This window comes from Actinoplanes sp. NPDC019969, from assembly GCF_055562375.1.
This window is the reverse complement of sequence record NZ_JBVHFK010000007.1, coordinates 130923-146114: the sequence shown is the minus strand read 5'-3', so window position 1 is coordinate 146114 and position 15192 is coordinate 130923. Positions and strand designations below refer to the sequence as shown.

At 71.8% G+C, this 15192-nt stretch carries 8 protein-coding genes; 3 read left to right on the top strand and 5 right to left on the bottom strand.

Going from position 1 to position 15192, the window contains the following annotated elements; all coding sequences use genetic code 11:
• Positions 1–62 precede the first annotated feature (62 nt).
• Complete coding sequence (locus ACZ3II_RS21860) at positions 63–1037, bottom strand: ABC transporter substrate-binding protein (RefSeq protein ID WP_465519536.1); 975 nt, start codon at positions 1035–1037, stop codon at positions 63–65.
• A gap of 344 nt (positions 1038–1381) precedes the next feature.
• Here ACZ3II_RS21860 and ACZ3II_RS21855 point away from each other — a divergent pair, with 344 nt between their 5' ends.
• From ACZ3II_RS21855 to araD, 3 genes are all read left to right on the top strand, one after another.
• Positions 1382–2374 (top strand): LacI family DNA-binding transcriptional regulator, encoded by a 993-nt coding sequence (locus tag ACZ3II_RS21855; RefSeq protein WP_465519877.1) that lies wholly within the window; start codon positions 1382–1384, stop codon positions 2372–2374.
• Between the two features lie 447 nt (positions 2375–2821).
• Positions 2822–3259, top strand: a complete 438-nt coding sequence (locus ACZ3II_RS21850) for a hypothetical protein (RefSeq protein WP_465519535.1) — start codon at positions 2822–2824, stop codon at positions 3257–3259.
• A 1113-nt stretch (positions 3260–4372) separates the two neighbouring features.
• A complete protein-coding gene (gene araD / locus ACZ3II_RS21845) occupies positions 4373–5083 on the top strand; it encodes an L-ribulose-5-phosphate 4-epimerase AraD (RefSeq protein WP_465519534.1) in 711 nt (236 codons plus the stop codon).
• A gap of 130 nt (positions 5084–5213) precedes the next feature.
• Here araD and pstS read toward each other — a convergent pair whose 3' ends face one another.
• The 4 genes from pstS to ACZ3II_RS21825 all read right to left on the bottom strand — a co-directional run bounded on the left by pstS (position 5214) and on the right by ACZ3II_RS21825 (position 15142).
• Positions 5214–6263 carry a phosphate ABC transporter substrate-binding protein PstS gene (pstS, locus tag ACZ3II_RS21840; RefSeq protein ID WP_465519533.1) on the bottom strand — a complete coding sequence of 350 codons (1050 nt, stop codon included), beginning with the start codon at positions 6261–6263 and terminating at the stop codon, positions 5214–5216.
• The gene (locus ACZ3II_RS21835) at positions 6260–7549 is read right to left on the bottom strand and encodes a hypothetical protein (RefSeq protein ID WP_465519532.1); all 1290 of its coding nucleotides are present in this window, start codon (positions 7547–7549) and stop codon (positions 6260–6262) included. Before ACZ3II_RS21835 ends, pstS begins: the two co-directional genes overlap by 4 nt.
• 76 nt (positions 7550–7625) lie before the next feature.
• Complete coding sequence (locus ACZ3II_RS21830) at positions 7626–8828, bottom strand: esterase-like activity of phytase family protein (RefSeq protein ID WP_465519531.1); 1203 nt, start codon at positions 8826–8828, stop codon at positions 7626–7628.
• 62 nt (positions 8829–8890) lie between these two features.
• Positions 8891–15142: a DUF3320 domain-containing protein gene (locus ACZ3II_RS21825; protein ID WP_465519530.1), complete on the bottom strand. Its 6252-nt coding sequence runs from the start codon at positions 15140–15142 to the stop codon at positions 8891–8893.
• Positions 15143–15192 lie beyond the last annotated feature (50 nt).

Here is a 15192-nt window from a genome sequence, read left to right as displayed (position 1 = left end):
GCTCCGTTTCGCATCGCCGCAGGCCGCCCCGGACGATGCCGGGGCGACCTGGGCGAGTCAGATCAGTACTTGCGGTTGGGCAGCTCGGCCTTGGCCTGCTCCGGCGTGAAGGTGCCCTCCTTGGTGAGGATGCGCTGCTCCACGGTCTCGCCCGCCTTGACCTTCTTGACGGTCTCCATCAGCTGGTCACCGAGGAGCGGGCTGCACTCGACAATGAAGTTGATCTTGCCAGCGGCGAGCGCCGTCATGCCGTCCTTGACCGCGTCGACGGTGATGATCTTGATGTCCTGGCCGGGCTTCTTGCCGGCCGCCTCGATCGCCTCGATGGCGCCCAGGCCCATGTCGTCGTTGTGGGCGTAGAGCACGTCGATCTTCGGCACGGACTGCAGGAAGGTCTCCATGACCGTCTTGCCGTCGGCGCGCTTGAAGTTGCCGGTCTGCGACTTGACGATCTTCAGGTTCGGGTTCGCCTTGATCTTCTCCTGGAAGCCGGCCTGGCGGTCCAGGGCCGGGGCGGAACCGGTCTCACCCTGCAGCTCGACGATGTTGACGTCGCCGGTCTTGCCCTCGTACTCCTTGACCAGCCACTCGCCGGCCTTCTCGCCCTCGACCTTGAAGTCCGAGCCGATGAAGGACTTGTACAGCGTCTTGTCCTGCGAGTCGACGGCGCGGTCGGTCAGGATCACCGGGATGCCGGCGTCCTTGGCCTCCTTGAGCACCTCGTCCCAGCCGGAGGTGACCACCGGCGAGAACGCGATGACGTCCACGCCCTGGGTGATGAAGCTGCGGATGTCCGCGAGCTGCTTCTCCTGCTTGTTCTGGCCGTCGGAGAACTTCAGCTCGATGCCGGCCGCGGTGGCGGCCGCCTTGATCGACTCGGTGTTGGCGGAACGCCAGCCACTCTCGGAGCCGACCTGCGAGAAGCCCAGGACGATCTTGTCGCCGCCGCCGGTGTCGCCGCCGGTCTTGGTGTCACCGTCGCTGCTGCCGCAGCCGGCGAGCGCGGAGACGGCGAGCAGACCGCCGAACACGGCCACGGAAAGAGTCTTACGCACTGCAAACCTCCAGAACTGTTACCGTTCACAAATAAGCAGCGACTACGGCTACCAGCCGAAACCGCAGAGATCGGCGTCCTACTGCGACCGCCGTCACAGGTTGTCGTTTCGAGAGTGTTACCGCTCTCATCGCGGCCGTCAAGAGACTTGGATCGTTGTTTCGGATCTGTTGCAATAGCCCTCATCTCACACGCGGTGATCGACTGGAAGCAAGTAGGAATCATCCAATGGCGACATCTGATGAGGCGGCGGGGCAACCCGAAACCGTCACTGACCTGCACGTACCCGCGTCCCGGCCGCGCAGCGGCAAGGAACGTGGCAGCGTCATGCGCGACGTGGCCAAGCTGGCCGGCGTCTCGCACCAGACGGTGTCCCGGGTGATCAACGAGCATCCCAACGTCCGGGCCGAGACCCGGGAACGCGTCCTCGCCGCCATGCGATCGCTCAACTACCGGCGCAACCTGGCAGCGCGAACATTGGCCACCCGGGAGTCCCACACGCTCGGCATCGTCGGCTTCGAGACCACGTTGTTCGGTCCCGAATCGATGCTCTACGGCATCGAGAGCGCCGCCCGCGCCGCCGGATACCTGGTCAGCGTCGCCACCGTCCGCGACCTGTCACACCGACCCGTCCTGGAGGCCGTCGACCGGCTCGTCCAGCACGGTGTCGACGGGATCATCGCGATCGCCCCGAAACCTGCCGTCACCACGGCGCTCACCCACGCGCCGGCGGGCATCCCGTGCGTCGCCGTCGGCGGCGACGGGCAGGCCGGTTTCCCGACCGTACGGGTCGACAACACCGCCGGAGCCCGCCTCGCCACCCGGCACCTGCTCGACCTGGGACACGCCACCGTGCACCATGTGGCCGGCCCCCTCGACTGGCCCGAGGCGCAGGCCCGCGTCGACGGCTGGCGCGAGACCCTGTACGCCGCCGGCGCCGTCGTCCCGCCCGTCACCGCCGGCTGGTGGGATGCCGCCGCCGGCTACGAACAGGGCCGCCGCCTCGCCGAGGACCCGTCCGTCACCGCGGTGTTCTGCGCCAACGACCGGATCGCCCTCGGCGTGCTCCGCGCCATGCACGAATCCGGCCGCCGCGTCCCCGACGACGTCAGCGTCGCCGGCTTCGACGACATGCCCGACTCCGGCTACTTCCTGCCGCCGCTCACCACCGTCCACCAGGACTTCGCCGAACTCGGCCGGCGCGCGCTGTCCCTGCTCCTGCGCCACATGGCCGTCCTCGACGGCGACGCGCCACCGGAGGACGTGGTGGTCGCGCCACGCATGACACCGCGGGTCAGCGCGGCCCCACCGCACTCCTGACAAACCACGCCCCTTCCCCACAGACCCCGCCCCTGGACCGGCGCCAGCACCCCGGTCCGGGGGCGGCTCCATGTGTCGGGCGTCATACTTCATCAGGTGGGGGTGGGCTTGCCGCTCCCCCGTACGGCCAGGGATCCGCCTCGGGAGGCGGCCTTCCCTAGCCCCGCGGCCCAGCAGCACCTGCGCCTCGCCACCGCAGTTCGGCGAACCACCGCCCACCGCCGCCCGGTAAGCAACCGCTCAACGCTGCCCGGCGAGCCACCACCTGCCAACGCCGGGCAAGCCACCAGCCCATCAGCCGCAGCTTCACGAGCCAGCCACTCGGCAGGCCACCACCCGGCCGTTCGGCGGGCGGCGGAACACGCTTCATACGGCGTTTCACCGCGAACTCACCCGCATCGGTGACGGGGCGTTGCGAAATGGCTTCGCACCGCTACAGTCCAGGGGGTGCTCAACGACGACGCACGACGGACATCGACGACAGCGAGCCGCTGGTCACGGTCGCGCCGCAGGAACCCGCGGCTCTCCGGCACCCTGCACATCCGCGACACCACCGGCCGCGAGCTGGTCGTCCCCCTACGCGGCCGGGCATCCCTGCTGACCGGCGGCGGCACCGGCCTCCGCGGCCACGGCGAGGTGTGGGCCGTCCAGACCGACGACACCGAAACCAGCCTGATGATCGTTTATGGCCAGACCGATTCCGCCGCTGACCGGCAGGCCGGCCTCTGCACCGCCGGCCAGACGATCACCTTGAGCGGTGTCGCCTTCACGTGGCGGGGGCATCTCACACCGCAGACACGGGTCCCGCAGCCTCGGGCCGCCACTACCGGCGTCCCCCGCAACCTGCGCGTGCCACCGTCCCGCACTACCAACACCCGCACCTGACTCCAGGCCCACTGATCACTACCGGTCTGCCCTTCTCCTATTAACCCTCTTTCCAGTACGCCCGCCTCGACCCCTCCCCCGGAACCGCCTCGTGGGCGACCGAGACACTTCCCCCCACTGCCATCGGGCGGCTGACCTGGGACCACCGACGTGCAGCGGTCAGTTCGCCGGCCCGCCGCCGGCGAGTTCACGGCGACGGCCGACTCCGTTCCTGGCGAGAAGCCAGCCCAAGGCCGTTCCCGCCCGAGGCCGTTCCCGCACGACGCCACTCCTGCACGACGCCGCTCCCGTAAGGCATCAGCCTGGGACCGTCTACCGAGGAAGCAGCACGCAGCCGCTCATGCGATGCAGCAACTCGAGATGGCGAACAAGCCCCGGGCCGACCTCGTTCACTTGGCTCCGGCGCTACATGCCCAAGATCGAAGACCTGTCCCACCTCGTGCACCCAGCTTCGGAAATCCGACACTTCCCGACCAAGATCTAGCGCCTTCCCGGTCTTGGACGGGAAGTATCGGCACGAGGCGCCCAAGATCGCAGATGATGATCAACCCTGGAGATCAACTGCTCGGGGTCGCTCCCCTTGCCGCGGATCGACCGGCCGGCCCCACGCCTCGCGATCTCGGCTGGACCAGCGGAACGAACGTTCTCCCTGGCCTTCCCACTCACCCACGTCGAACGCCCAGGGGATCGGCTCGACTCACATTCACTCGCCACGGACCTGGGAATTTCGTCCGGGATCGCCGCCAGCCAAGGCCGGTCGAGCCCCGGGTGGACCGCGTAGCGGTACACAGCGCAACCCACCGGGGCAGAGCGAAGGAAAGCGAGTCACGCTGGGCCGCAATCCCGGCGGCGGGCCGCGGATGACGCGGAGGCCCGGTCCAGCGTGTTGAGCTGCGGCAGGCGCACGGCTCGGGAACCGGTACGGGACGGGAAGGCTCCGCGCGGAGATCAGATGAACGGGTAGCGTCAGCGGAGACAGTTGGAGCGGCATGGAACGCTGTTGGCGTTAACATGCCCCCCAGTGATCAAATCCAGTGCGTTTCGGCCTTGTGTCGGGGCATAGGGGCTCCGCTATGGTGAGCGCTAACATCCTGCGGTCGAGGAGAAGACGACGTGACTTACGGTTCGACGGCCCTGCGCCGGGCCGTGCTGTTGGCCAATCAGATGATTCCCAAGGCCGGACTTGCCCAGCTGACCTGGGGAAACGTCAGTGGAGTCGACCGGGAGGCCGGGCTCTACGTGATCAAGCCGTCCGGTGTCGCGTATGACGACCTGACCGAGGACCACCTGGTTCCCGTCGATCTGGAGACCGGCAAGGTCCTCGACGGCGACCTGCGGCCGTCGGTGGACAGTGAGAGCCACCGCGCGTTCTACCTGGCCTGGCCGTCGATCGGCGGGGTCACCCACACGCACTCGACCAATGCGGTGGCGTTCGCGCAGGCGAACCGGGACGTTCCGGTGCTCGGGACCACGCACGCCGACACGTTCAACGGCCCCGTGCCGGTGACCCGCGCTCTCACGCCCGAGGAATGCGCCACCGACTACGAGCTCAACACCGGCCGCGTGATCGTCGAGCGGATCGGCGACGACGAGGCGGCCGCGGGGATGCCCGCCGCGCTGGTGGCCAACCACGGCCCGTTCACCTGGGGCGCCACGCCGCTGAAGTCGGTGGAACACGGCATCATCCTGGAGGCCGTCGCCGAGATGGCGATCAAGACACTGGCCCTCAACCCGGCCGCCAGCACGCCGGCTCACCTGCAGGAACGTCACTTCAAGCGCAAGCACGGCCCGGGCGCCTACTACGGCAACGCGCCGCGCAAGTAAGAAGACCCTCCACCCCGCCCGAAGATCCCGGGTGGCCGACTTCCCCCTTGGCCGGCCGCCCGGGATCACCCCTTCCCCGAAGGCGACGCGGCACGGACTTCAACAAAGAACAGCGACGCGGCATGGGACGTCAACGGAGAGCGGCGACGGACTGCGCGACCCGCGTACGCAAAGCCTCCGGCAACGGAGCGAAGCCGGCCCGCCGGGCGTCCTCCTGCCCGCGCTCGCTCGCCGCGTACGTGAGGAAGCCGTGGGCCGCGTCCGGCACGGATCCCCGGCACACCACCTCGTAGGTCACCGAGACGATCGGGTAGCCGCGGCCCGTCCTGGCTGCCGGGTCGAGCTGCAGGCGCAGGTCGCCGCCGGTGCCGGAGACGGTGGCGGCGGCGACGGTCAGGCCGGCCGCGTCGTCGGTCGGGGTGATGAAGTCGCCGCCGGCGGTGCCGACGGCGACGGCAGGCAGGTCGGTGACGCGGGCGTACGACGACTCCACGTATCCGATCGCCCCGTCGGTCCGCCCGATCGCCGCGACGACCCGGTGGCTGCCGCGCTGGCCGAGCCCGCCCTTCAGCGGCCACTCGCTGCCGGCGCCGTGGGCCCACCCGGACTCCGTGCCGGCGAGGAAGGCGAGGAAGTTGGCGGTGGTGCCGGATCCGTCGGACCGGTGCACGACCCGGATCCTCGTGGCGGGCAACGCCGTACCCTCGTTGTCGGCGGCGATCGCCGGGTCGTTCCAGACCGTGACCCGGCCGCTGAAGATCGCGGCGATGGTGCGTGGCGCCAGCCGCAGGCCGTCGATGCCGGCGACGTTGTAGGCGAGCGCGATCGGCCCGGTGACCAGCGGCAGGTGGATCGCCGGGCCGGTGCCGCAGCGCTGGTCGGCCTGTCGTTGTTCGGCGGCGCTGAGCGGGGTGTCGGTGCCGGCGAAGTCGCCGTCGCCGGCGAGGAAGGCGCGGACGCCCGCGCCGGAGCCGGAGCTGGTGTATTCGACTGTCGCTTCGGGGCAGGCGATCTGATAGGCCTTGATCCAGGCGTTGACGGCGTTGGTCTGTGCCGAGGAGCCCTGCCCGGACTCGGCGCCACGAGCGCAGGAGATCGGCGGCGCGGCCGGCGCGGCCGGCGCCGAACAGCCGGTGAGAGCGAGGAGGACAGCGGCGACGAGCGCGGGCCGGCGGGTCATCGGTATTCCTCCAGGCGTTTGCGGACGCTCAGCGGGACCAGTGCGATGACCAGCGCGAGCAGCACGATCGGCAGGATCACCCAGCCGGTCAGGGTGCGTTCGGCGGATTCCAGCGACCGGTCGAACGTGGCCTTCCGCTCGTCGGTGACAGCGCTGACGGAGGCGTCGAAGTAGGCGAAGTCGAAGGCCGCGTCACCACGCCGGATCCCGGTGAGCTGCCGGACCGCCTCCGCGGTGCGCCCGGACGTGGCGAGCGCGAGAATCTCGTCGTGTCCGGTCCGGTACGTGTTCCACCGGCTGAGCGCCTCCGTCCCGGCCAGCCGCGGGAGGCCGCCCCGCGCCGACGGCGGCGACGGGCAGGCCGGTTCGCCGGTGAGGCAGGCCGACTTGCCGGTGAAGTCGTCGCGGTAGTAGGTGAGGTTGGCGCTGACCACGTACCGCCCGGTGTCGGCGGCGGCGTCGTACCCGAGCGCCCGCATCTCCGACAGTGCCAGGTACGGCCCGAGCCCCCGGTCGAGTCCGCCGGAGAGATGATGCGACTGCGCGGTGAGCACCGTGATCGCGGCGGCGGGAAGCGCCAGGCCGATGACGGTCGCGGCGATCAGCATCGGGTTCCACAGGCGCCGGAACCGCCGGGCCAGCCAGATCTGCAGCCCGATCAGCAGCGCGAGCAGGATCCCGCCGAGGAGCACGGCGAGGGTGACGCCGAGCGATTCGGTAGCGGTCTTGCCGGCGTACGCGTCATCGAGCCGCCCCGTGCTCGCGTCCCGCAGTTCCCGTGCGTCCGGCAGCAGCCGCTGGTGCAGCAGGTTCGTGGCCTGTGTGTAGTAGCCGAGCGCGTCGGCGGCGGCGCTCGCGGCGAGGGCCTGGCCGACCCGCTGCCGGTAGACCGCGAGCCCGTCCATCAGCCGCAGCACGATCGCCCGTTCGACGTCACCGGCGCCGGCGTTCAGTGACCGTTGCAGATCCTGGTCGACCTGGTATCCCCGGTTCCGGTAGGCGCCGAGCGCGTCGACCCGGCTGCCGGCCAGCTCGTCGCTGTCGCCGGCCAGCAGGATCCGGGTGACCTGCGCGTCCAGGTCGCTGAGGGCGAAGTAGAGGTCGGACGCGGTGGCCGCCTGCGGCGCCGCCTCCCGGCCGATCACCCGGACCTGCCCCTGCACGGTGGACATGATCAGGGCGAGGGCGGCGAGCAGGAGGGCGGCGGCGCTCACGGTGAGAGCGGACCAGAGCCGCAGGCGTACGGGTGTCTCGTTCCGGAGCAATGCCGAAATCGTCGCGGGCACGCCGCCACGGTAATCCATCACCGCAATTCCGTGGCAGCGCGCCCACCCGTTTCCGGGCCGTTCACTATTCGTTTATCTACCGGCCGTGACCTGGAAAGATGCGCTTGTCCGGGTGCAGCGACGAGGGCAGCTCAATGGTGATCCACTCATTGTTGTCGGCGACTCCGGCGGTCCGTCCACTGGAGAACGGGAAGTTGTTGTCGTTCAATACCGCGACGGTCTTCTCGTTCAGGACGACCACGTCCTCGATGGTCTGGAACGGGAAGGTGAAGGTGCTGCCGAAACCACCCAGCCTGCGCGGGTTCGCGACGTTCATCAGGTCGACGAGCAGGGTCTTGTCGAGCAGGCCGTCCCGGTTGCGGTCGCGCTTGTCGGCCACGTACAACCGCTTGATCACGGCGGTGGCGCCCTGGCCGCCGTCCCGCTCGATCACCAGGAACCGGTTGCCGTCGATCGCGATCATGTCGCCGATGGCCAGATTGGACGCGCCGAGCCGGTAGACGTACCGCTTCCCGGTGTATTTCCCGGTCCTCGTGTCGAACTCGTTGATCCGCAGGTCACCGGCGGTGTCCCCGGTGACCGAGCCTTCCAGCAGCGGGTACAGGTAGCGGCCGTCCGGCGACTTCGCCATGCCCTCGAAGCCCTTGCTGCCGCCCAGGGTGGCGGTGGTCCCGGTGCGTGCGGCGGTCTCCGGGGCGGTCACGCCGTCCAGCGGGACGGGCGCGGCGAGCAGGCGGCCGGCCCGGTCGAAGTGCAGCAGGTACGGCCCGAACTCGTCACCGATCCAGTACCCGCCGGCGGTGTCCCGGACGATCGACTCGACGTCGAAGTCGGCGCCGGTCAGCACCCGGTCCTCGCGGGTCAGTCTCCACGGCACCAGGCCCCGGGGGTCGGTCAGGTTGACGCCGCCGAGCACGTCGACGGCGCCGCTCGCGAACGCGGGCGCGAGCCGGTGGATCCGCAGCAGGAAGTCGGCCGAGTTGGCCTGGTTGCCGTACCCGTTGTCGGACAGCACGTCGAAGGTGCCGTCGCCGTTGTTCACGATGCCGGAGAAACCCTGGACCGGCTGGTCGGCGAAGGGCGCGGCGTGCCCGTTGGTGTTGCCGGTGACCAGGCTGCCGGACGGCTCGCTGCCGGGCACGAAGGTGGCGGCCGGTAGCGAGGCGAAACCGGTCAGGGTCGGGGTGGTGACCTTCGGGCCACCGCCGGCGTTCGCCGCGCCGGCCATCGTCACGGTGAGCGCCAGCGCCAGCGCTCCGGTGTGGATGATCTTCCGCATGGGGCCGGACCCTAGGCAGCGTGGATGAACGCCCGTTGACGGCCGGCCCCTCGGCGGACGAATCAGGCGCGCACCTTCTTCGCCGGCGCCGCCGCCGCGGAGTGACGCGGCAGGGACAGCGGGTCGGGCAGGTCGTGGGCGGCGCTCAGGCCGTCCTCGCGCCGGGTCAGCCGGCCCTCGCTGACCAGGTCGGCGATCAGCCCGGTGAGCCTGCCGTCCAGTTCGGTGGAGCGCCGCGCGGCCCAGCCGAACAGCTTCCCGGTGGCGGCGAGCAGACCGTCCACGTCGACCGCGCCGGCGTCCAGGACCAGGTGTTCCAGGGCCACCCGCAGCTCGGCGTCGGCGATCTGGTCGGCCTTGCGGGCCACCCCGGCGGCCTTCAGCCGGACCGGCGCGATGATCTGGCCGGGATCGCCGAGGAACTCGTCCGCCCAGGTCACCCGGTGTTTCCCGGCCTGCGTCTCGATCTCGGCGTCGATCACGGCCCGGGCCTGCCGGGTGATCCGGGCGAGCCCCCACTCCTCCCGCATCCGCTGCAGGACGACGCTGATGTGCACCGGGCCCTCGCTCGCGGCGATCCGGCGGATCGCCTCCGCGATCTTGGTGCGGCTCTCCGGATCGGTCACGGTGGCGCCGTGGGGCAGGGCGGGCAACTTCGCTTTCCGGTACGGGTGAGCCCACTCCTCCGGCCCGTGATGCGCCGCCGGCACCGGCGTCTTCTTCCGGCGCGTCGTGCTCTTCTTGGGGGCCGGAGCGGCGGGCGCCTGCTCCGCGACGGGCACGGGCGCGGGCGCGGGTTCCGTGACGGGCACGGGCGCGGGCGCGGGTTCCGTGACGGGCACGGGCACGGGCACGGGTTCCGGCCGGGACGGGGCCACGAACACCGGATCGGCGATCGGCAGGCCCGCCACCGGCCGGCTGACCCGCTCGAAGGCGACCGGCGCCACCTGCGGTTGCTCGACGATCTCGGTGGTCTCCCGGGTGACCCGCTCGAACACCGCCCGGGTGACCCGCGGCTCCTCGGTGATCTCGGTGGTCATCTCGGTACGCGTGACCCGCTCGAACACCGCCGGCCGCACCCGGGGCTCGTCCTCGTCGTACTCCTCGAGCAGCTCGTTGCGGGTGATCCGCTCGAACGTGGCCGGCCGCACCCGCGGCTCGTCGTCGAGCCCGGCCAGCAGGTCGTTGCGGGCGATCCGCTCGAACAGGGCCGGACGGACCTGCGGCTCGGGTTCCGGCTCGGGTTCCGGCTCGGGTTCCGCCCACTCCTCCGGCGCCGCCGCCCACTTCTCCTCGATGTGCTGCTCGAAGTCCCCGGCGCCGGCCAGATAGGCGTCCGCCTCCTCGGTCGCGACCTCCTCCTCGAGCAGGTCGTCGTCGAGCGCGATCGCCTCGTCCGCCTCCTCCTCGAGGTCGGCGAACGCGTCCACCGCGGCGTACTCGGGCTCGGCCACGTCCACGATGTCGGCGGCCGCGAACGCAGGTTCGGGCTCGGGCTCGAAGGCGGGCTCGGGCTCCGCGGCCGCGTACCCCTCAAGCGTCTCGACGATCGTGACCGGCTCGCGCTCCTCGGCCACCTCCGCGGTCACCGCCGGCGCCGCCGCCGGAACCGCGCTGCCGTCCAGCTCCGGCGCCTGCTCCTCGGGCGGGAACAGGGCGAGCGCCTCCTCAATCGCGGCACGCAGCCGCTGTTCCTCCCGTTCCCGGTCCAGGTACCACGCGGTCCCCCAGATCCGGTGCAGCCGCCAGCCGAGGCTCTGCAGCACCTGCTCACGCAGCCGGTCGCGGTCCCGGGCGGCGGGTGCCGAGTCGTACGTCGTCCCGTCGCACTCGATGCCCAGCGCGTACGGCGCGTTGCGCCGCGTCGACCGGCGCACCGCCAGGTCGATCCGGAAGGCGCCGGTGCCCACCCGGGTACGCACCCGGTAGCCCCACGACCGGATGACGTCACGGACCGAGTCCTCGAACGGGGTCTGCGCCTCCGGCCGCGGGTCCTCCAGGCCGAGCACCTCCTCACCCCGGGTCGCGTAGTCGAGGTAGGCGGCGAGCGGCCGCAGCTCCTCGGTGTCCGGCAGGTCCCGGGACCGGAGCGTGGAGATCACCTCGATCCGGCGGCAGGCCCGGGTGGACGCCACGTTCAGCCGCCGCCAGCCGTCCGGCCCGTCGAAGCCGCCCAGGTCCCCGCCGACGGCCAGGATGATCACGTCGCGTTCGTCGCCCTGCACGGTCTCGACGTCCTTGACGAAGAACCCGTGCAGCCGGTCGTCGTCCGGCGGCACCACCATGTCGGCGACCGCGGCCTCGATCAGCCCCGCCAGCGCGGGCGTCCCGGCGATCACGCCGAGGCTGAGTTCGGGCCGGGTGACGAAGTGGTGGGCGACCCGGCCGGCGACCATCGCGGCCACGCCCTCGTCGCCGTGTTCCGGATCGGCCGGGAACATCTGCACGCCGGTGTCCGGCCCGGCCGGCCCCGCGGGCGGGAACGTGTTGAGCCGCCCCTGGTAGAAGGTGTGGTTGGCGAACGCGATCAGCGACTCGTGCCGGCTGCGGTAGTGGGTGCCCAGGTCCAGCACCGGGAACGCGGCGCAGCTCATCGCCAGGTCCAGGATGGACCGCTCGTCGCCGGGGGTGGGCAGCGCGGTGAGCTGCCGGTCGTCGCCTACCACCACGAACGAGGCGCCGCGGTAGACGCAGGTGATCGCGTCCGCGATCGGCACCCGGGACGCCTCGTCGATGATCACCACGTCGAAGGTGAGGTCGGCCGGGACGAGCCGGCTGACGTCGGCGGGCACGGTCAGGAAGCACGGCTTGACCGCGAGGGTGGCATGCCGGGTCGCCCCGATCAGCTCCTGCACCGGCAGCCGGCGGCCCTGCTGGGCGGCGGACGCCCGGAGCAGCGCGGCCTCGGCGGCGGCCGCGCCGGTCGGCTGCATCTCGTCGACGGCGTTCATCACGTCGGCCGCAGCGGCCCGCTGCAGCCGGGAGTCCCAGAGCCGGAACTCCTCGACCAGGTGGTCGCGGGCGTCGGCGTCGAGCGGGGCGAGCCGGGCGTCCTCCCGGATCACGGTGTCCGCCCAGGACTGGAACAGCGACCGGCCCAGCACCGGCAGGATCTGCTCGACGGCCAGGTTCCCGGCGGCGCAGAAGTCCACGACCTCGGCCAGCCCGTGCTCGGCGAGCACGGCGCGGGCCTCCTGGTACTCGAACCACTCCTGCTGGCCCGCGGCATCCTCGAGCAGCGCCTGGATCAGCTCGCGGGCGTGCTGGTAGTCGTCGAGCGCCGAGGTGAGCGCGGCGTGCCGGCGCGGCGCGAAGGCGCGCAGGATCCAGTCCCGGGCGGCCTGCCATTCGGCGACCCGGGTCGGCAGGGCGTCGGTGGGCCGGGCCGTGCGCAGCGCCTCCACCTGGGCGGCGGTGAGCGCGGTGTCCACGCCCACCCGGATCCGCCGGGCCTCGGAGGTCCACGCCATCGCGGCGGCGAGCGCCTCCACGTCGGTCTGGGTGCCGCGGTACGCGTCCCCGAGCACCTTGGCGTACTCGGTGTTGTTGGCCGACAGTGCCGCCGCGGCGTCGGCGGCGGTCTCCCGGAGCAGCCCGACGGCGGCCGACTCGGCGAGCGTGAAGTCCCGGCCGGACGCCGCGCTGTACGCCTGCACCAGCTCCGACGCCGCCGTCAGCGGTTCCACGTGGGCCCGCAGCCAGGTGACCGCGTCGTGGATCGGCCCGGCCGCCAGCTGCGGCCGGGGCGCCGGCTCGGGTGGCGGCCGCAGCGCCGCGGTCCACCTGTCGAACTCCTTGCGGGCCTCGGTGACGATCCGGATGATCGCGCTGTTCGGGGTGGCGGCGCTGACCCGTTCGATGACCGCGGGCAGGGCCTCCGGCGGGGTCACCCGGAGCACCTCGTCGGCGGTGCCGAGCGCCCGGCGGATGGTGTCGAAGTCGGTGTCCAGGTGCTGCCAGTGCCGGCCCAGGACCCGGGCGTGCTCGCGTTCGGCCTGTTCCAGGTCGTTCAGCGCCTTCTTCCACGCGGCCGCGCTGGCCAGGTTCGCCACCGCCTGCTTGCGCTTGACGTCGGGCCGGGCGATCTCGGCGGCCGCCTTGCGGTCCCGCCGGTACGGCGCCCGCAGCTTCCCCATCCCCCGGTGCACGGTGGCGAACCGGTCGGCCAGCTCGTCCACCGGATGCGCCAGCGCCGCCTCGTTGAAGTGCTCCCGCGCCTTCGCCTCGGCGATCCGCACCACCTCGACGGCGCGTTGCAGCACCCGGGCGGCGGTGTGCGCGGCGGCCATCCCGGCGGCGTCGAACCAGGCCGCCTCCGGCCGGTCGCCCCGGGACAGCAGGTCGACGATGGCGGCGACCCGGCCGATGTCGGAGAACGCCACCACGTTCGGCAGCCCGAGCCGGGCGGTGACCCGGTCCAGGCTGTGCTGGTGCTGTTCCAGGCGGTCGGCCTCCTCGGCGAACCGGCGGGCCAGGCCCCGGGACTGCGCCGCGGTCAGCGGCAGCATCTCCACAGCGGGCGGGTCCAGGTGGGCCAGGTTCGGCACGATCGGCAGCTTGCCCGGCGACGGCAGCGCCGACCAGCTCACCCCGGCCCGGGCCCGGACCGCCTCCTCGGCCTGGTTCAGCGCCTTGAGGTGGCGCAGCAGCCCTTCGGCGGCGCGGGCCACCGGCTCCAGGCTCTCCAGCAGCAACCACGCGTCGGCGGCTTCGGCGGGCCGGCGGGCGGCGTGCCCGATCAGCGTGGTCAGCGCGATCGCGTCGGACAGGTGCCGGGTCCGGAACGCGGCCGCGACCGGGTCCTTCGTGGACGCCTCGACCAGGTTCTCCAGCGACGCCCGCGCCTGGTTGAGGCGGGCGTCGAGCCCGTTGCGGTCGATCACGTCGCGCCACAGGAAGTCGTCGCCGCGCAGCGCCGGGCGCCAGGCCCGGCCGAGCCGGTCGGCGGCGTCGCGGACCTTCTGCAGGGACTGGGTGGTGAGCGGGACCGGCAGCACCTGCGGCACCGGCCCGGCCGGCACGTCGGTCATCTGCGCGCACATGCCGAGCACGTCGTGCAGGCGGTGGCCGAGCGGCTCCCGGACCTCGTTCATCGCCTCCGCGTACGCGTTCAGCCGCTCCCGGTGCTCGCGCAGTTCCTCCCGTTCGTCGGTGGACAGCCCCGGCGGCGGCAGCGGGATGAAGTCGAGCGCCGCCGCGAGGGTCGCCGCGACCTGGTCCCGCCCGATCCGCTCGCTGTGCAGTTCGAGCAGGTAGTCGTCGAGCCCGGCGTGCGCCAGCCGGTCCTTGACCACGTCCAGGGAGGCGGCCTTCTCGGAGACCAGCAGCACCCGCTTCCCGGCGTGGATCAGCGCCGCGATCATGTTCGCGACGGTCTGCGACTTGCCGGTGCCGGGCGCGCCCCGCATCACGAAACTGCGCCCGCCCAGCGCCGCCGACACGCAGGCCCGCTGGGCGGCGTCGGCGTCCAGGACCAGCGGCACGTCGTCCGGCGACGCCATGTCGTCGATCCGGCGGGCCGGGACCGGCTCGAACCGGAACGCGTCGATCTGCGACCGCGCCTCGGTCGCCAGGGCCCGGACCACCGGGTGCGCGAGGATCTGCCGCTCGTTGTCGACCAGGTCGTGGTACACCACCTCGCGGTGCACGGTGAACCGGGACAGCACGATCGCCTCGTCGGTGCGCCACTCCGGATGCTCGCTGATCGCGGCGTCGAGGCGGGCCCAGAAGACCGTGACGTCCAGCCCGGTCAGGCTCTCCACCCCGGGCAGCTCCACGCCGTGCTGCCGCAGGCTCACCGTGAGGGCCGGGTTGACCATCGGGTCCTCGGCGCGGGCACGCAGCCGCGGGTAGTCGAGCGGGTCCGCGTCGACCAGGTCCACCGGGAGCAGCAGGATCGGGCTGGCGTACTCCCGCTGGTCGTCCTTCCAGTGCAGGGTGCCGAGCGCGAGGTAGAGGGTGGACAGCCCGTACTCCAGCTGGTCCCGATGGTCGGTGCGCCGCAACGCCCGCAGCGTGGCGTCCATGTCGGCGTCCGCCATCGGTGTCTGGAACGCGCTCGCCGCCCGCGGCCGCGGCCCCTCCAGCTGCTCCTCGACGCCGAGGAACCCGCACTCGCGGCCCTGCTGCAACGCCTCCAGCACGCTGCGGGGCGACGGGCTGTCGATCGCCACCACACCCGGCGAGTCCGGATCCACATGGATCAGCGGATTGCCGGCGGTGAGGTCCAGCAGACCGGCACGCCAGGACTCGAGCACTCCCCGGACACGCGCGTCCGGCCGTCCGGTCAGCCCGTCAGCATCATCCCACCGCATTTGCACATTCCAGCAAGCAGAGGGGTGTCAGCGTGGCGATTTGCCGGGTT